The sequence below is a fragment of the Mycobacterium sp. NGS51 genome (assembly GCF_059812525.1).
Map to the genome: position 1 here is coordinate 215,354 of NZ_JCALCV010000003.1, position 16,399 is coordinate 231,752.

Sequence of the window (16,399 nt, forward strand, 5' to 3'; positions counted from 1 at the left end):
TCAGGATACGGCGGGGCCGGCCGGGCGTGCCTGCATAGCCTGTTGGTAGAGCCGCCCGGCCCGGTATGACGATCGCACCAGCGGGCCTGCCAGCACCCCGGCGAAGCCGAGCTGTTCGGCATATTCGGAGAGTTCGACGAATTCCTCTGGCCGGACCCAGCGCTCGACTGGGTGGTGGCGTGCCGACGGACGCAGGTATTGCGTGATCGTGACGATCTCGCAGCCGGCGTCGTGCAGATCGACCAGCGCGGTGCGTACCTCCTCGATCGTTTCGCCCAGCCCGAGGATCAGGTTGCTCTTGGTCACCAGGCCAAATGTCCGTGCCGCGGTGAGCACGTCCAGGCTGCGCTGATAGCTGAATGCCGGCCGGATCCGCTTGAAGATTCGTGGCACGGTTTCGACGTTGTGCGCCAATACTTCTGGACGAGAGTCGAACACCTGCTGAAACCGGTCCGGTTCGCCGTTGAAGTCGGGGATCAACAACTCGACACCGGTGGACGGGTTGAGTGCCTTGATGGCACGCACGGTTTCCGCGTAGAGCCAGGCGCCGCCATCGGGCAGGTCGTCGCGCGCGACACCGGTGACCGTGGAATAGCGCAGGCCCATCGCCTGCACGCTCTCGGCGACCCGCCGTGGCTCGTCGCGGTCCAGAGCAGCTGGCTTGCCGGTGTCGATCTGACAGAAGTCGCAGCGACGGGTGCACTGCTCGCCGCCGATCAGGAAGGTGGCTTCGCGGTCTTCCCAGCACTCGTAGATGTTCGGGCAGCCGGCCTCTTCGCACACGGTGTGTAGGCCCTCACGCCGGACCAACTTCTTCAGCTCGGTGTATTCCGGACCCATCCGGGCGCGGGTTTTGATCCACGGTGGCTTGCGCTCGATCGGGGTTTGCGCGTTGCGCACTTCCAATCGCAGGAGTTTGCGGCCGTCCGGAGCGATGGTCACGATGCCGATGCTACGCGGGCCAGCCTCCCGTCGAGCGCGTCACATACCGCCTCGGCAACCGAGGCGCGAACGTCCTCGACGCCGATCCGGCTGCCCAATTCGGCGGACAATGACGTCACCCCGGCGTCGGTGATGCCGCAAGGGACGATCCGCGCGAACGCGTCCAAGTCGCAGTCGCAGTTGAGCGCAAAGCCGTGCAGCGTCGTCGCCCGGGAAACCCGGACTCCGACGGCGGCGACCTTGCGCGCGGGGCGGCCGCCGCCGGCGGGGACCCACACCCCGGAGCGGCCGTCGATTCGGGTCACGGACAGGCCGAGGCCAGTGCACACCGCGATCAGCGACTCCTCAAGCCGCCGAACGTAATTGATCACGTCGAGCGGCTCGGCCAGTCCGATGATCGGATAGCCGACCAGTTGTCCCGGGCCGTGCCAGGTGATCTTGCCGCCGCGGTCGGTGTCGACGACGGGTGTGCCGTCCGCCGGGCGTTCGTGCGGCAAGGTGCGCCGGCCGGCGGTGTAAACCGAGGGGTGTTCCAACAACACCAGCGCGTCGGCGCCGCCGGCCACCCGGGCGTCGGCCAGTTCGCGCTGCAGCTGCCATGCGGCCCGGTAGTCCAGGCAGCCCAGCTGGCGAACTTCGATCGGGGCCGGACTGGACCGGATGGAACTCACAGTGGCGAGGCTACTCGGGCGCCGTCACGCCGGCGGGCGGGATCACGCCGCGGCCGGGCGCGTGGTGGCGTATCGCAGCGCCTCACCGATGGTGTTGTGGTCGAACTGGAAGCCGGCGCGCTCGAGGGCGCTCGGGATCACCCGCTGACCACACAGCAGGCCCTCGTCGGCGAATTCGCCAAGTGCGGCCCGCACCGCGAACCCCGGCATGATCAACGGCGTGGGCCGATGCACGGCGCGGCCCAGCGCCGCAGTAAATTCCGCGTTCGTCACGGGGGCGGGCCCGGTCAGATTCACCGGCCCGGACAGTGCGCTATTGGCCATGGCGAACTGCAGCGCCCGCAGCTCGTCCTCGAGGCTGATCCACGACATGTACTGGCGGCCGTTGCCCAGCCGGGCGCCGAGGCACACCGAAAACAGTGGTCGCATCCTGCGCAGCGCACCGCCCGACGGGGACAGCACCAATCCGCTGCGGGCCAGCACTACGCGAACGCCGGCCTGCTGCGCAGGTGAGGTGGCCGCTTCCCAGTCTTCGCACAACTGCGCCAGGAAACCCGCTCCAGCCGAATCTGTTTCGTTGACGGCATGGTCCTTGGTGTTGCCGTAGTAGCCGACGGCGCTGGCGTTGATGAGCACCCCGACACCGGCGTCGGCGACCGCGGCGGACAGCACTTCGGTCGGCGTGATGCGGCTGTCGCGCAGCTCTTGTTTGAAGGCGCCCGACCAGCGTCGCGCTCCGATGTTGATCCCGCACAGGTTGACCACCGCGTCGACACCACGCAGCGCTGAGGCGTCGAACTCGCCGCTGGCGGGATCCCAGCGGATTTCGCCGCCGTTCGCCGGCGCTCTGCGCACGATCCGCAGCACCCGGTGGTCGGCGCTGCGCAGCGCCGCCACCAGAGCCGAGCCGATCAGCCCGGACGAACCCGCGATCGCGATGACTGACTTGGCCATCCCGTCACAGCCCCAGGTCGGCCTCGAACGCTCCCTCTTCGAGCCGATGCTTGATCGTGGTCAGGAAACGTCCGGCGTCCGCACCGTCGATCAGACGGTGGTCATAGGTCAGTGGCAGATAGCAGATCGACCGCACCCCGATGGATTCGTTGCCGGTGTCATCGACGACGACCCGCGGCCGCTTGACGATGGCGCCGGTGCCCAACATGGCGGCCTGCGGCGGTACCAAAATCGGGGTGTCCAGCAGTGCGCCCTGGCTGCCGATATTGGTGATGGTGAACGTCCCGCCGGACAACTCGTCGGGTTTGAGGTCTCCGGAGCGCGCTCGGCCGGCGATATCCGCGATCGCGCGGGCAAGCCCGGCCAGTGACAGATCGCCCGCGTTGTGGATGACCGGGGAGAGCAGACCTTGTTCGGTATCGACGGCGAACCCGAGGTGTTCGGCGTCGTAATAGGTGATCTCCTTGGTCTGTTCGTTGTAGCTGGCGTTGATGTTCGGGTGTGTCTTCAACGCGTCGATCACAGCGCGAGCAATGAACGGCAGGAAGGTCAGGTTGACGCCCTCGCGTTCGGCGAACGCGGCTTTGGCCCTGGCCCGTAGCGCCACGATCCGGGTCATGTCGACCTCGTGAGTCTGGGTCAGCTGAGCGGTGGCCTGCAGCGATTCGCGGGTCTTGGCAGCGGTGATCTGGCGAATCCGGCTGGCCTTCGCCGTGGTTCCACGCAGATGCGCCAGCGCCGGCGTGGGTGCAGGCGATGTCGGGGCTGCCGCGGCGGCGGGGGCCTGCGCTGCCGGCGGTGGCGGCGGTGCTTTCTTCGCTTCGGCGGCGGCGAGCACGTCCTGTTTGCGGATGCGTCCGCCTACCCCGGTGCCGCTGACCTGATCCAGGTCGATGTTGTTGTCCGCAGCCAGCTTTCGCACCAGCGGCGTGACGTAGGGAGCGCTGGGGGTACTGGCTGCCGGTGCGGCGTCGGGTTGTGGTCGTGCCGGCGTGGGCGCGGGCTCGGGTTCCGGCTGCGGTTTCGGCGCGGGCGCTTGCGGTGCCGGCGCCGGCTCGCGTTGGGGCTGCGGCTCAGGTGCGGGGGCGGGCGGTGCCTGCGGTTCGGGCGCCGGGGCGGCGGCCGGCGCGGGTGCGCCGGTCCCGATCTTGGCCAGCTCCCCGCCGACCGAGACCGTGACGTCCTCCTCGGCGGTGATGCTGACCAGCGTCCCGGCCACCGGCGACGGTATTTCGGTGTCGACTTTGTCGGTGGACACCTCCACCAGCGGCTCGTCGGCGTCCACGGTGTCGCCGACCTTTTTCAGCCAACGGGTCACTGTGCCTTCGGTAACCGATTCACCGAGTTCGGGCATCAGTACCGGGGTAGTGGCGCCCCCCTCGCCGTTGGACGACGCTGCGGCCGGCTGCGGCTTCGGTTGGGTCTCGGCCTCGGCCCTGGGCTCCGGCTGAGCGTCCGGCTGCGGCTCGGCAGCCGGCGCGGGCGGTGCCTCCGGGGCAGGTTGCTCGCGTGCACCTTCGTCGGCCCCGCCGATGATGGCCAGCTCACCGCCCACCTCGACGGTGTCGTCTTCCTGAGCGACGATCTTGGTCAACACACCGGCCGCCGGCGAGGGGATCTCGGTGTCGACCTTGTCGGTGGAGACTTCCAACAGTGGTTCGTCGACTTCGACGGTGTCGCCTTCTTGCTTGAGCCAGCGGGTGACCGTCCCCTCGGTAACGCTCTCACCGAGTGCCGGCATCTGGACTGAGAAGGCCATCTCTGTTGACTCCTCGATCGATCGGTCGGTCGGCACGGGGCGACCGCTGGCTTACCAACGCCAAGGTAGCCGGGGTGCGCACCCAACTGGATGTCGAAACCATCCTGTCACTACGGCGTTGCCGCCACGCGCCCAGGGCAGAATGCGCTGCGGGGGTGCCGGCCGGACATCATTGCGCGACGTCGACCGTGCACTTTCCGGGACGGAGCATCTGGAAGTCGGACGTCGGTGACGCTGGCACCGAAATGAATGGCATCTGCGTGGTGAAAAGTCTAAAAGTCGGATCCAAAAGCTGGATAAGCTGCTCGGCGTGTACCCCGACGACACCGGCAAAGACCTCGCCACGGTTCTCTCCTACCTGGCAGGCCGTCCCCTGAGCAGGGAGCAGATCTGGACCGCGATGGAGCTGCCGCGGTCCACCTACTACGACCAGCTGGACAAAGGAACCCTGATCACGGCGGACAACCTTCGCCGGGCCGCCGCCAACCTTGGCATCAACCGGGCCGAGCTGCTGACTCGTTACCGGTTCATCGATCCCGAAGAGGTCACCTCGCTGGCCGAAGAGATCGGTGGACTGAGCTACCCGTTGCAGATCGCTACGGACGCCGCGGTAGTCACGGCGAAAAGGCGTCCCAGAGTCGAGGAATATCGGCCCCGTCTCGACGCGCCGCCGCTGTAGAGCACCGCGGTCGCCATGGCACTCACCGCTCTCATCGTCATCACGCTCGCAGCTATTTCGTGGAGCCTGTGGATACGACGCGTCACCTGGCGCTGCCGCTGGGAGGTGGCTGCCACGCTCAACATCGCGTTGCAGGGCTGCGCGGTTGCGCTGATGTCGCCCCTGGCGGCGGATACGGTCGGGGTCGCCCTGCACGACATCACCGGCGAGTGGAATCTGCAGAACTACCTCGGGCACGACTGTTATGTCGTCGCCGCGTCGGCGATCGTCTATAACGCCCTTGGCCGCCTCGCCGACGACGACGCCATGCAGGCTTCGTTCAAGCAGTATGTCGAGCGGCCGGCCACGCTGTGTATTCCGCTGCTGCTGGCGACGTTTTCGATCAGCTGCGGCAGCAACACGTATGCGCGTGATTTCTTCGCGCTGCCCACCGATTTCTGGCTGAGCGTGTACTGGCTGCTGCTGTGCGCAACACTCGCCTACCTGCTGGGGTATGGCGCACGCGCACTGCTGGTCCTGCGCAAAGACCCGCGGTCAAGGCGCATCGCCACCGTCTATTTGGTGGCGTGTGTCAGCGGAATCATGGCGTGCGTGGTGCGGTTCACCACTGCGCTGATTCCGCCGTTTCAATGCCCGGCAACCGCGGGCCTGGTGTGGTTTTTCGCGTGCATGTGCGGGGCCGTCTTCGCGGTCACGTCGGCGTTGGCGTGGCGGCAAAAGGTCAACTGGTTTCAGCGCTCAACGCTGCACCGTTAGCCATCGCAGATCGCGGCGGGTTCTGACGCGTCGGTGATCACTGTCGGGGGTATACGCAGGGGTCGGCCTGATGCGAAAGGACCTCGGCGATGATGGCGACACGAGAACTGTCCGCGACTCGAGATGTGCATGCGTCCTGCCAGCGGGTCTGGGAGGTGCTGGCCGACGGATGGACCTATAGCCAGTGGGTGGTCGGCAACAGCCGCACCCGTGCCGTCGACTCGGACTGGCCACAGCCTGGCACGGCCATCAGACACTCGATCGGGGTGTGGCCATTGGTGATCGACGACCAGACGTCGGTCGAGAGCTGTGCGCCGTTGCAGGAGTTGGTGCTGCGCGCCGGGCTGGGCCCGCTCGGCGCAGCACAAATCACGATGCGCCTGGCCGAGATTCCGGATGGGTGCCGGGTGGAGATGATTGAGGTGCCCGCCGAGGGGGCAGTCAACCTCATCCCCGACCGGTTGACACTGGTGGCCATCCATCCTCGCAACCGCGAGTGCATCTTGCGGCTGGCCGCACTTGCGGAACGGTTAGAGCCCAGTCAGGTGAAGTGACCGCAGACATGGCCGCTGACCAATTCGATGCGGTGGTGGTCGGATCCGGGCCGAATGGACTTGCTGCCGGAGTGACGCTGGCAGAAGCAGGCCGACGAGTCCTCATCCTGGAAGGTTCCGACACTCCGGGTGGGGGCACTCGTTCCGCGCATGTCACCGATGACGAATCGGTGCACGACATCTGCTCAGCGATACACCCGCTGGCGATGGCCTCGCCGGCGTTTCGGCGTTGGCCGCTGGCAGATTTCGGTCTCGAATGGATATTTGCACCGATCGAGGCTGCCCACCCGCTTGATGACGGCACCGCCGTCCCGCTCTACCGTGACGTCAGCAAGGCGGCCGCCGCAATGGGCGCCGACAGGGCGGCGTACGAGGATTTGCTGACTCCGTTGGTGTCCAATGGAATTGAGTTATTCGACAGCATCCTCGACCCCTTCCCGCCCAAGCATCCGTTGACCGTCGCCAAGTTCGCCCGCTTCGGGATGGCATCGATCGTCGGCTTCTCGAAGCGCCATTTCACCGACGAGAGGGCGCCCGCCCTCCTTGCCGGCATGGCCGCACACTCCTTCATGCCGCTCACTCTCGTCGGTACCGCTGCGGCGGGCATGATGTTCGCGGTAAGCGCGCACCGAACTGGTTGGCCGATGCCTCGTGGCGGATCGCAAAAGATTGCCGATGCGCTACTGGGGTATTTCGAGCATCTTGGCGGCGAGATCCGCCTTGGTCACTGGGTCAGGCGACTGTCGGACGTGCCTGCCCATCGGGTGCTGATGCTCGATGTGTCCCCGACGCAGGTGGCAACCATCCTCGGCGACAGCTTGCCGACCTGGTATCGGCGGCTGTATTCCAATTACCGGTATGGCCCGGGCCTCTGCAAGGTCGACTACCTACTGGATGGCCCAATTCCATGGCGGGCCGACGAGTGCAAGGGTGCGGCAACCGTCCACCTTGGCGGCACGCTGCAGCAGGTCGCCGCAGGCGAGTCGATGGTGAACAAAGGCTGGCATGCGCCGAAACCTTTTGTCCTGCTTGCTAATCAGAGCCATTTCGACTCGACGCGCGCCTCGGCCGGGCAAGAGACGGTATGGACCTACTGCCATGTGCCGAACGGGTCGACGGTGGACATGTCCGAAGCGATCGGGGATCAGATCGAACGGTTCGCGCCCGGCTTCAAAGACAGGATCGTCAAGAAGGTGACAACCACCGCCCAGCAGCAGGAAGCCCACAATCCGAACATGTGCGGCGGAGTGATCAACGGAGGCTTTCAGGATCCGCTGAGATACGTCGTGAACCTGGCCACCAGACTGCGGCCCTACCGGTTGCCGCGCCGCGGCACCTACCTTTGTTCATCCTTCACACCGCCTGGCCCGGGAGTGCATGGCATGCCCGGGTATTTGGCCGCGCGCGGCGCCCTGCGGACCGACTTGCGGTAGGAACTCGATGCCCTAACCGTTGGCGGCGATGTCCTCCAACACCGCGAACATGGTGCGGGTCGGCACACCGGTGCCGCCCTTGGGCGTGTAACCCCACGGGCTACCGGTGTTGTACGCCGGGGCGGCCACATCGATGTGCGCCCAGGCCACCCCGTCGGCGACGAACTCGCGCAGATACACCCCGGCCACCAGCATCCCGGCGAAGCGCTGCCCGCTGACATTAGCCAGGTCGGCCACCGTCGACTTCAAGTCATCCTTGAGTTCGTCGGGAAGCGGCATCGCCCAACCGTTTTCGCCGACGGCCTGCGAAATGGCGGCTACCCGGTCGCGGAACTCGTCGCTGCCCATCACGCCGGGGGTACGGGCACCCAGCGCCACCGTCTGCGCGCCGGTCAGCGTCGACGTCTCGATCAGGTAGTCGGGGTTGTCCTCGCAGGCGCGGACGATGGCGTCGGCCAGAATCAGCCGGCCTTCGGCGTCGGTGTTGAGCACCTCGACGGTGGTGCCGCCGTACTGGGTCAGCACATCACCGGGCCGCTGCGCGGTCGCCGACGGCATGTTTTCCGCCATCGGCACGGTGGCGATCACCTCGATGGGCAATCCGAGTTGCGCGGCAAGCGTCACTGTCGCGATGACGGCGGCGGCACCGCCCATGTCGGAGGTCATGTGGTGCATCGAGGCGGCCGGCTTGATCGAGATGCCGCCGGTGTCAAAGGTGATGCCCTTGCCGACCAACGCGACCCGCTTGGGCTGGCCCTGCGTTTGGGGGCGGTGGCGCAACCGCACCAGCCGCGGCGGGCGCGACGAGCCCTTGCCCACCCCGATCACTCCGCCGTAGCCCGCCTTGTGCAGCGCCTTGTCGTCGAGCACTTCAACTTCGAGGCCGACCGACTGCCCTAAAGCCTTTGCCCGGCTGGCGAATTCGGCGGGAAACAGGTGACTCGGGGGTGTGTTGACGAAGTCGCGGGCGGTGGCCACGGCGGTCGCGACGGCCGCCGCGCGCGAGGCTTCGGTTTTGGCGGCCCTGGCGGTGGCGAGAACGGTGAGCTTGCGCAGACCGCGGTCTTTCGGCGCCGTCTTGCCGCTGCGGAAGTCGGTGAAGCGGTAACCGCCCAGGATCAGCCCTTCCACGGCGCCGGCCAGGTCCAGCTCGCTCAGGGTGGTGATGACGGCCTCGGTGCCGCCCAGCGCGCGCGCCGCCGCGCCCGCAGCGCGGCGAATCATCTCGGCGGGCCACTCGTCGCGACGCTTACCCAGGCCGACGGTAAGCACACTGGCCACCGGCAGCGACTTCACGACCAGCCGATTGGTTTGTTCGCTGCCGCCGGTGGCGTCCAGCGCTCGCAGGGCGCCCTCGATCTCGGTGACGGCGTCGGCGTCCAGGAACGGCTCGGCTGCGGCGACGACGGCGCCGGGCCTGTCCTCGTCACCGGTCGAGACGACCGGCACGACCAATACGGCCGAAGCGGCGCCGCGCCGCGGTAGCGAAGAGGCAACAGTGACTGCGGGGGATTGGTAGCCGGGTTCGGTGCTCACAGGGCACCACCTTAACGACCGGTGGACAGGCTCAACTCGTACGCCGTTACCGGCTCGTCGAAACCTTTCAGTGTCAAGGGTTCCTGCTCGATCACCGGCCAGTCCGGCAATTCGGCATGGACATCCGCGGCGGTAAGGACCTGGCCAGGTGAGGCAGCAGCAACCAGCCGGGCGGCCAGGTTCACCGCGTTGCCGTAGTAATCGCCATTGATGGCCAGCACCGCCCCGTAAGCCAGGCCGGCGCGCACCTGTAGTCCGGTTTCCCGCGCCAGGGGGTGGCCGACGAGATCGACCGCCGCCCTGGCCAGCCGTTCGGCGCTCGGGCTCACCCACATCACGGCATCGCCGATGAACTTGACCACCCGCCCGCCGTCGGCGTGCACCACATCGGAGACATTGGCGGAAAAGCCGTTGAGCAGAGTCGACAACTCGGCGGGCGTGAGCAGCTGGGTCAGCGCAGTGAAGCCGGACAGATCCAGGAAACCGACACCGCACACCATGCTCGCCGACGGGCCCCCGCCGAGACCCTCGAGGAACGTTCGAGCACTGACCAGGTGGTGGCGGTGCACGGCGTCGATCATGGCGCCAATACGGGGGATGAGCTCCGTGGTCGTACGCCAGGCTTGCGCGGTGGCCAGTTCGTCCTGGGTGTGCCCGAGCCACACGTCGGGCAGGCTAAGCCGGATCATCGACGACTCGGCCTCGGCCAGCCGGGCCATCGTCACGCCGAGCACCCGCAGGAAGCCGTCGACGGGGTCGCCAAACTGCGCCCGCATCGCGAACCAGGTTCCCAGACCATCGACATCGGCCTGGCTCAACGCCGGCGTGTCGCGGCCCGCGACGCACAGGCCGAGCATCGTCCAGGCCTGCTCGACATCCTCGACGGGAACGCTCAGCACCTCGGCGGCGCTTTGCAGGCTGTAGACGGGCGGGCCCGACCAGCCCAGCACGTCACCGGCAAGCCCGAACAGGCGGCCGCGACGCTCGGCCTCGACCATGTCGCCTGCGGTGAACCCGAGGTCATCGAGGTAGTGGATGAGCGGTGCCCGTTTACGCGCATCGGCGAGTCCGGCAGCTTCCAGCGCATCAAAATTGACCACCTGATTAGTGTGGGGCATCGTGCGCGCCGCGATATGCAGAGCGCGGCGATGAGGAGGAGCGGCGCAGAATGCCCGAAGAGCTGCAGCACGGACCGCTGGAAGACCGCCACCGTGAGCTGGGCGCCAGCTTCGCCGAGTTCGGCGGTTGGCTGATGCCGGTGTCGTATGCCGGTACGGTCAGCGAGCACACCGCCACCCGGACAGGCGTCGGACTGTTCGACGTCAGCCACCTGGGCAAGGCGTCGGTGCGCGGGCCGGGCGCCGCGCAATTCATCAACGCCACGCTCACCAACGACCTGGGCCGCATCGGGCCGGGCAAGGCGCAATACACGTTATGCTGCACCGAATCCGGTGGCGTCATCGACGATCTGATCGCTTATTTCGTCGCCGATGACGAGATCTTTCTGGTGCCCAACGCCGCCAACACCGCCGCGGTGGTTGCCGCGCTGCAGCAGGCTGCCCCGGCGGAGCTCACGATCAGCGACGAGCACCGCAGTTATGCGGTGCTGGCGGTGCAGGGCCCGCGCTCGACCGAGGTTCTCGACGAATTAGGGCTACCGACCGGCATGGACTACATGGGATATGCCGATGCGGCGCTCTCCGGCGTGCCGGTGCGGGTGTGCCGCAGTGGATACACCGGTGAGCACGGTTATGAGCTGTTGCCGCCGTGGGAGTCGGCGGGTGTGGTGTTCGATGCGCTGGTGGCCGCGGTCAGCCGAGCCGACGGTCAACTGGCCGGCCTGGGCGCCCGCGACACGCTGCGCACCGAAATGGGTTATCCGCTGCACGGCCACGAATTGTCGGCCGATATTTCGCCACTGCAGGCCCGCTGCGGCTGGGCGATCGGCTGGAAGAAGGACGCGTTCTTTGGCCGCGACGCGCTGCTGGCCGAGAAGACGGCGGGTCCTCGGCGGGTGCTGCGCGGGCTGCGCGCAGTCGGTCGCGGTGTGCTGCGGCCCGACCTGACGGTGAGCGACGGTGACCGCAAGGTTGGCATCACCACGTCGGGAACATTTTCACCGACATTGAAAGTCGGTATCGCACTGGCGCTGATCGACACCGACGCAGATGTCCAGGACGGTCAGCGTGTGAACGTCGACGTCCGTGGCCGCGCCGTCGAATGCGAAGTGGTCCGACCCCCATTCGTCGAACCGAAAACTCGCTAGCGCCCGGATATACAATCGCCCCATGACCAGCGGCCGCCTCGAGTTCACGGTTTCGCACACCGCAAACCCGACCAGCGACCAGGTGCGCCAATCGATCCTGGCCGATCCCGGTTTCGGCAAGTACCACACCGACCACATGGTGTCGATCGACTACACCGACGGCCAGGGTTGGCACGACGCGCGGGTGGTGGGTTACGGCCCCATCGAACTGGACCCGTCGGCGATCGTGCTGCACTACGCGCAAGAAGTGTTTGAAGGGCTCAAAGCGTATCGATGGGCGGACGGCTCGATCGTCTCGTTCCGCCCCGACGCCAACGCTGCCCGGATGCGGGCGTCATCGCGGCGGATCGCGATCCCGGAGATTCCCGACGAGTTGTTCATCGAATCGCTGCGGCAACTGATCGCCGTCGACGACGGATGGGTGCCCCCGGCCGGGGGCGAGGAGTCGTTGTACTTGCGGCCGTTCGTGATTGCCACTGAGCCGGGTTTGGGTGTGCGCCCGGCGAAGCAGTACCGGTATCTGGTGCTGGCCTCGCCGGCCGGTGCGTACTTCCCGCGCGGCGTCAAACCGGTCACTGTGTGGGTGTCCACGGAATACGTCCGGGCCAGCCCCGGCGGCACCGGAGCGGCCAAATTCGGCGGCAACTACGCCGCGTCACTGGTGGCCCAGGCCCAAGCCGCCGAGAACGGCTGTGACCAAGTGGTGTGGCTCGACGCGGTGGAACGTCGCTACATCGAAGAGATGGGCGGGATGAACATCTTCTTCGTGTTCGGCAGCGGCGGATCGGCCCGACTGGTCACTCCCGAGCTGTCCGGCTCGCTGCTGCCGGGCATCACTCGAGATTCGTTGCTGCAGTTGGCAACCGACGCTTGCTTCGCGATTGAGGAACGCAAGATCGACATCGACGAGTGGCAGAAGAAGGCAGCCGCAGGTGAGATCACCGAGGTGTTCGCGTGCGGCACGGCCGCGGTGATCACCCCGATCGCCCACGTCAAGCACGGTGAGGGCGAGTTCACTATCGCCGACGGCGAACCCGGTGAAATCACGATGGCGCTGCGCGACACGTTGACCGGCATTCAGCGCGGCACGTTCGCCGACACCCACGGCTGGATGTCGCGGCTGGGTTAGCCTGCCGCCAGCAGCATTGCGCTCACCGTCGTGGTCAGCTCGATCGCAGCACCGAGCACGTCGCCGCTGATGCCGCCGAACCGGCGCACGCAGTGGGCGACCAGAACGGCACTCACGCACAGCGCCACCAGCACCGCCAGCGGACCCTGCCACAGTCGCGGAGCCGCCCACAGCGACGCCACCACCAGCACTGCGATCCAGACCAGCACCGCCGCCACGGGCTGGGTGGCGGCCACCCGGGCGCCCAGGGTGCTGCCCTCGGCCGCGGGCATGGTCCGGCGGCAGGCCAGCACCGCCGCAACGCGGCCGGCGGCCACCGCGACGACAATGCCGGCCGCGCTCAACGACGCAAAGGCCAAGCCCTGCAACACAATCACCACGACGACGGCGGCGACCCCGAACGGGCCGGTCGACCCGTCGCGCATCACCTGCAGTGCGCGTTGCGGCGGCCCGTAACAGCCCAGCCCGTCGGCGGTGTCGGCCACGCCGTCGATGTGCAGGCCGCGCGTGGCTGCGAGCAGTGCGGCCACTGCGAGCAGACCCGCCAGCGGGTTGCCCATCCCGAACGCCAGCCCGGCAACCCAGGCCACACCGGCGGCCAGACCGCCCAACGCGGCGCCCACCAGCGGCAGCGCGCTCACCGCTGCGCCACCCACCGGCCGGTCCGTCGCACCAGACAGCGGTACGACAGTTCCGAAGCTGAAAGCGGTTGCCAGCGAGCGGATCACGATGGGTGCTTGTCGACGCGGCCGGAAACGCCGGCAGTTGCGAAGGTTGCCATCGACGACAGGGCGGCCACCGCGGCCCGCAGCACCGGCAGCGCTGCCGCTGCCCCGGTGCCTTCGCCCAACCGCATTCGCAGGTCCAAGATGGGATCGAGCTCCAACTGAGCCAACGCCAGTTGGTGCGCCGGTTCGGTGGACCGGTGACCGGCCCTCCACCACAGCCGCGCGCCCGGCGCCAACCGGTCGGCGACCAGTGCGGCTGCGGTGACCGCCAGGCCGTCCAGCAGCAGTGGAGTGCGCCGAACTGCGGCCTGCGCACAGAAGCCGCTCAGCGCGGCCAGATCCGCGCCGCCGCAACACCGCAGCAATGCAAGCGGATCCGAGCGCACCCGCTCGGCCCGGAACAGCGCGTCGCGGACTGCTGCCGTCTTGCGCGCCCACCCAGCATCGTCGATACCGGTTCCGTAGCCGACTGCTGCGACCGGCTCGGTGCCGGTCAGGGCCGCAACCAGAACGGTTGCCACCGTGGTGTTTCCGATGCCCATATCGCCGGCGATCAGCAAGTCGGCGCCGGCGTCGACCTCCTCGTCGGCGATCCGCCGGCCGGCGTTGATCGCGGCGGTGGTTTCGTCGTCGGTCAACGCGTCCTGCACCGCGATGTCACCGCTGCTGCGGCGCACCTTATGGGCACCGATCTGCGGTGACAGCGCACCGGCATCCACGGCGAGGTCGGCGACCCGCACGGTCGCCCCGGCGACCTCGGCGAATGCGTTGATCGCCGCGCCGCCGGTCTCGATATTGGCGACCATCTGGGCGGTGACCTCCGGGGGGTACGCCGATACGCCAGACCGCGCGACACCATGGTCACCGGCAAAGACGACCACCCGGGCGCGCCGGAATTGCTGTGGCGGACAATGACCCTGGCACGACGCAAGCCAGACCGCCAAGTCCTCGATGCGACCCAGCGATCCCGCCGGCTTGGTCAGGGTGTCCTGCCGGGCGCGGGCCGCCGCGGCGACATCCGCGTCGGGGGGCGTCACCGGCGGAAAGGTCATCAGAACCCCGAGGGTGTGCTCGGCACCGGCGGCGGTCAGGCGACGCTTTCGCCGCGCTTGACCTGGGGGCGAGGAGCGCGCATCCGGCGCATTTGCGAAGCCCGGCCAGCGGCGTAAAGGCCCAACTTCCAATGACTTTCGGTATTGTCGGGGAATTTCTCGTCTACCATCCTGGTGACCTTGCGGCCCAGGATGACCCCGTCGATCATCATCAGAGCCATCAACGCCAGCATCGCGGGCGACATGTACAGCTGCAGCTGCGGTACGCCGAACATGATGAACATCAGTGTCAACGCCAACGGCATGAACAATCCCAGCACGTTGCGACGCGAGTCCACCACATCGCGGGCGAACCGGCGCACCGGGCCCCGATCGCGCGGCAGCAGATGGGCCTCGTCGCCGGACATCATGCGTTCCCGCCGTTCGGTCATCTGCGCGCGGCGTACGGTCCGCTCAGCCCGCCGCTCCTCGCGGGACAGTTTCGGGCCGGCCATCGCCTTGCGCCGGGCGCGGGCCTCGGCTGCGGTCATGGGCGCCGGTGCGACCGGACCCCGCCGCTTGTTGCTTCGTTTCGGTGTGGGTCGCCCTTTGGGCGCGGTGGCTTGACGAGCAGCCCCGGAAGTGACGACGTCATCCTGGTCCGCCGGTGCCTCGTTCTCATCCGGGGCGACACCGACGTCCTTTTTGCGGCCCAGCAGCTTCACAGTCGCCAGGTTACTGTGCAGCGAGTTTCGATCGGTAAACAGTCTTCGGCGAGCACACGTGCCGGCGAGCCTTTACGCTCGCTGAGATGAGCGGCCCGGACGTGCTGCGCGTGCTGATTGCCCCGGATAGTTATGGCGACACGTTGACCGCCGTGCAAGCCGCAGCCGCCATCGCCACCGGCTGGAACCGATCGCGGCCACATGATCAGTTCACCATCGCGCCGCAGTCCGACGGCGGACCGGGCTTTGTCACGGTATTGGCTGACCGGCTCGGGGAACCGCGCCGGCTACGGGTCGTCGGACCGCTGGACGACGAAGTCGAGGCCGACTGGGTGTTTGATCCGGAATCGATGACCGCATATCTGGGCTGCGCGGAAGCCTGCGGTCTGGCCCAGCTCGGCGGTCCGCCGACAGCGCAGACTGCGTTGGCCGCCGGCAGTAGGGGAGTCGGCCAGCTCATCGAAGCGGCGCTGGAGGCGGGCGCGACGCGCATCGTCGTCGGGCTGGGCGGCAGCGCCAGCACCGACGGCGGTCGCGGACTCATCGACGAGCTCGGCGGTCTGGACGTCGCCCGCAAACGGCTGGCCGGGGTGGAACTGGTCGCTGCCTCCGATGTCGAATATCCGCTGCTGGGGCCGTGGGGCGCCGCGCGGGTGTTCGGACCGCAGAAAGGCGCCGACGCTGAGACGGTTGTCGCGCTGGAACAGCGGCTCAGCGGCTGGGCAGCCGAACTGGACGCGGCGGCCGGGCGTCAGGTGAGCGCCGAATCCGGCGCCGGTGCGGCGGGCGGGATCGGGGCGGCGTTGCTGGCGCTGGGCGGCCGGCGGGAATCGGGCGCGGCAATCATCGCTGAGCACACCGGGCTGGCCGATGACATTGCCGTCGCAGATCTCGTCGTCACCGGAGAAGGCCAGCTCGACGAGCAATCACTGCACGGCAAGGTCGTTGGGGCGCTGGCCGCCGCCGCGCGCTCGCGGCAGATCCCGGTGCTGGTGCTGGCCGGTCAGGTCGGTCTCGACGGCTTCACGCAGCGGTCGGCGGGCATAACCGCCGCGTACGCGATCGCCGACTACGCCGGTTCGGTCCGGCTGGCGCTTGTCGATGCCGCCAACCAGCTGATGGGTTTGGCTTCGGCGGCAGCCGCGCAACTCGGGAATAGCGGCCGGACAAGGTACCTTTGACTAGGTGGGTTTTTAATCGGACGCTCAGCGCCGAGCGGGCCCATCCCAGCGAATT

16 protein-coding genes are annotated in these 16,399 nt (G+C 67.7%); 7 read left to right on the forward strand and 9 right to left on the reverse strand.

The annotated features are described in order from the left end of the window. From lipA to sucB, 4 genes are read right to left on the reverse strand one after another with little or no spacing between them, the layout of a single operon-like run. On the reverse strand, positions 1-942 hold the full coding sequence (lipA, locus tag AC5Y5W_RS05360; protein WP_500022192.1) for a lipoyl synthase: 942 nt from the start codon (positions 940-942) through the stop codon (positions 1-3). Then, positions 939-1,613, reverse strand: a complete 675-nt coding sequence (lipB, locus tag AC5Y5W_RS05365) for a lipoyl(octanoyl) transferase LipB (protein ID WP_500022193.1) — start codon at positions 1,611-1,613, stop codon at positions 939-941. The genes lipA and lipB overlap by 4 nt, the downstream gene beginning before the upstream one ends. 42 nt (positions 1,614-1,655) lie before the next feature. Continuing rightward, positions 1,656-2,567, reverse strand: coding sequence for a TIGR01777 family oxidoreductase (locus AC5Y5W_RS05370; protein ID WP_500022194.1), 912 nt, complete (start codon positions 2,565-2,567; stop codon positions 1,656-1,658). A gap of 4 nt (positions 2,568-2,571) precedes the next feature. Continuing rightward, positions 2,572-4,326 carry a 2-oxoglutarate dehydrogenase, E2 component, dihydrolipoamide succinyltransferase gene (gene sucB / locus AC5Y5W_RS05375; RefSeq protein ID WP_500022195.1) on the reverse strand — a complete coding sequence of 585 codons (1,755 nt, stop codon included), beginning with the start codon at positions 4,324-4,326 and terminating at the stop codon, positions 2,572-2,574. A gap of 310 nt (positions 4,327-4,636) precedes the next feature. Here sucB and AC5Y5W_RS05380 point away from each other — a divergent pair, with 310 nt between their 5' ends. The 4 genes from AC5Y5W_RS05380 to AC5Y5W_RS05395 all read left to right on the forward strand — a co-directional run bounded on the left by AC5Y5W_RS05380 (position 4,637) and on the right by AC5Y5W_RS05395 (position 7,748). Next, complete coding sequence (locus AC5Y5W_RS05380; protein ID WP_500022196.1) at positions 4,637-5,005, forward strand: hypothetical protein; 369 nt, start codon at positions 4,637-4,639, stop codon at positions 5,003-5,005. Between the two features lie 15 nt (positions 5,006-5,020). Next, positions 5,021-5,761, forward strand: a complete 741-nt coding sequence (locus AC5Y5W_RS05385) for a hypothetical protein (protein WP_500022197.1) — start codon at positions 5,021-5,023, stop codon at positions 5,759-5,761. Positions 5,762-5,850: 89 nt separating this feature from the next. Further along, positions 5,851-6,315: an SRPBCC family protein gene (locus AC5Y5W_RS05390; protein WP_500022198.1), complete on the forward strand. Its 465-nt coding sequence runs from the start codon at positions 5,851-5,853 to the stop codon at positions 6,313-6,315. Further along, entirely contained in the window at positions 6,312-7,748 is a 1,437-nt protein-coding gene (locus tag AC5Y5W_RS05395) for a phytoene desaturase family protein (protein WP_500022199.1), read from the forward strand. Before AC5Y5W_RS05390 ends, AC5Y5W_RS05395 begins: the two co-directional genes overlap by 4 nt. Before the next feature lie 12 nt (positions 7,749-7,760). Here AC5Y5W_RS05395 and AC5Y5W_RS05400 read toward each other — a convergent pair whose 3' ends face one another. After that, on the reverse strand, positions 7,761-9,284 hold the full coding sequence (locus AC5Y5W_RS05400) for a leucyl aminopeptidase (protein ID WP_500022200.1): 1,524 nt from the start codon (positions 9,282-9,284) through the stop codon (positions 7,761-7,763). 11 nt (positions 9,285-9,295) lie between these two features. After that, on the reverse strand, positions 9,296-10,402 hold the full coding sequence (locus tag AC5Y5W_RS05405) for an adenylate/guanylate cyclase domain-containing protein (protein WP_500022201.1): 1,107 nt from the start codon (positions 10,400-10,402) through the stop codon (positions 9,296-9,298). 50 nt (positions 10,403-10,452) lie between these two features. On the opposite strand from AC5Y5W_RS05405, the gene gcvT reads away from it, so the two are divergent. Both gcvT and AC5Y5W_RS05415 read left to right on the forward strand, forming a co-directional pair. Continuing rightward, positions 10,453-11,550 carry a glycine cleavage system aminomethyltransferase GcvT gene (gene gcvT / locus AC5Y5W_RS05410; protein ID WP_500022202.1) on the forward strand — a complete coding sequence of 366 codons (1,098 nt, stop codon included), beginning with the start codon at positions 10,453-10,455 and terminating at the stop codon, positions 11,548-11,550. Between the two features lie 22 nt (positions 11,551-11,572). Next, positions 11,573-12,679 (forward strand): branched-chain amino acid aminotransferase, encoded by a 1,107-nt coding sequence (locus AC5Y5W_RS05415; RefSeq protein WP_500022203.1) that lies wholly within the window; start codon positions 11,573-11,575, stop codon positions 12,677-12,679. Here AC5Y5W_RS05415 and AC5Y5W_RS05420 read toward each other — a convergent pair. The 3 genes from AC5Y5W_RS05420 to AC5Y5W_RS05430 are packed head-to-tail and all read right to left on the reverse strand — an operon-like array spanning position 12,676 to position 15,163. After that, entirely contained in the window at positions 12,676-13,407 is a 732-nt protein-coding gene (locus tag AC5Y5W_RS05420) for an adenosylcobinamide-GDP ribazoletransferase (protein WP_500022204.1), read from the reverse strand. The genes AC5Y5W_RS05415 and AC5Y5W_RS05420 overlap by 4 nt on opposite strands. Further along, entirely contained in the window at positions 13,404-14,462 is a 1,059-nt protein-coding gene (cobT, locus tag AC5Y5W_RS05425) for a nicotinate-nucleotide--dimethylbenzimidazole phosphoribosyltransferase (RefSeq protein ID WP_500022229.1), read from the reverse strand. The genes AC5Y5W_RS05420 and cobT overlap by 4 nt, the downstream gene beginning before the upstream one ends. A gap of 32 nt (positions 14,463-14,494) precedes the next feature. Further along, the gene (locus AC5Y5W_RS05430; RefSeq protein WP_500022205.1) at positions 14,495-15,163 is read right to left on the reverse strand and encodes a DUF3043 domain-containing protein; all 669 of its coding nucleotides are present in this window, start codon (positions 15,161-15,163) and stop codon (positions 14,495-14,497) included. 104 nt (positions 15,164-15,267) lie between these two features. On the opposite strand from AC5Y5W_RS05430, the gene AC5Y5W_RS05435 reads away from it, so the two are divergent. Next, entirely contained in the window at positions 15,268-16,344 is a 1,077-nt protein-coding gene (locus AC5Y5W_RS05435) for a glycerate kinase family protein (RefSeq protein ID WP_500022230.1), read from the forward strand. The last annotated feature ends 55 nt before the right edge of the window (positions 16,345-16,399 follow it).

Coding starts and splice junctions, on each gene's coding strand:
- AC5Y5W_RS05370 (WP_500022194.1), bottom strand. CDS start 2,567: ATGGCCAAGTCAGTCATCGCGATCGCGGGTTCGTCCGGGCTGATCGGC.
- sucB (WP_500022195.1), bottom strand. CDS start 4,326: ATGGCCTTCTCAGTCCAGATGCCGGCACTCGGTGAGAGCGTTACCGAG.
- AC5Y5W_RS05385 (WP_500022197.1), top strand. CDS start 5,021: ATGGCACTCACCGCTCTCATCGTCATCACGCTCGCAGCTATTTCGTGG.
- AC5Y5W_RS05390 (WP_500022198.1), top strand. CDS start 5,851: ATGATGGCGACACGAGAACTGTCCGCGACTCGAGATGTGCATGCGTCC.
- AC5Y5W_RS05405 (WP_500022201.1), bottom strand. CDS start 10,402: ATGCCCCACACTAATCAGGTGGTCAATTTTGATGCGCTGGAAGCTGCC.
- gcvT (WP_500022202.1), top strand. CDS start 10,453: ATGCCCGAAGAGCTGCAGCACGGACCGCTGGAAGACCGCCACCGTGAG.
- AC5Y5W_RS05415 (WP_500022203.1), top strand. CDS start 11,573: ATGACCAGCGGCCGCCTCGAGTTCACGGTTTCGCACACCGCAAACCCG.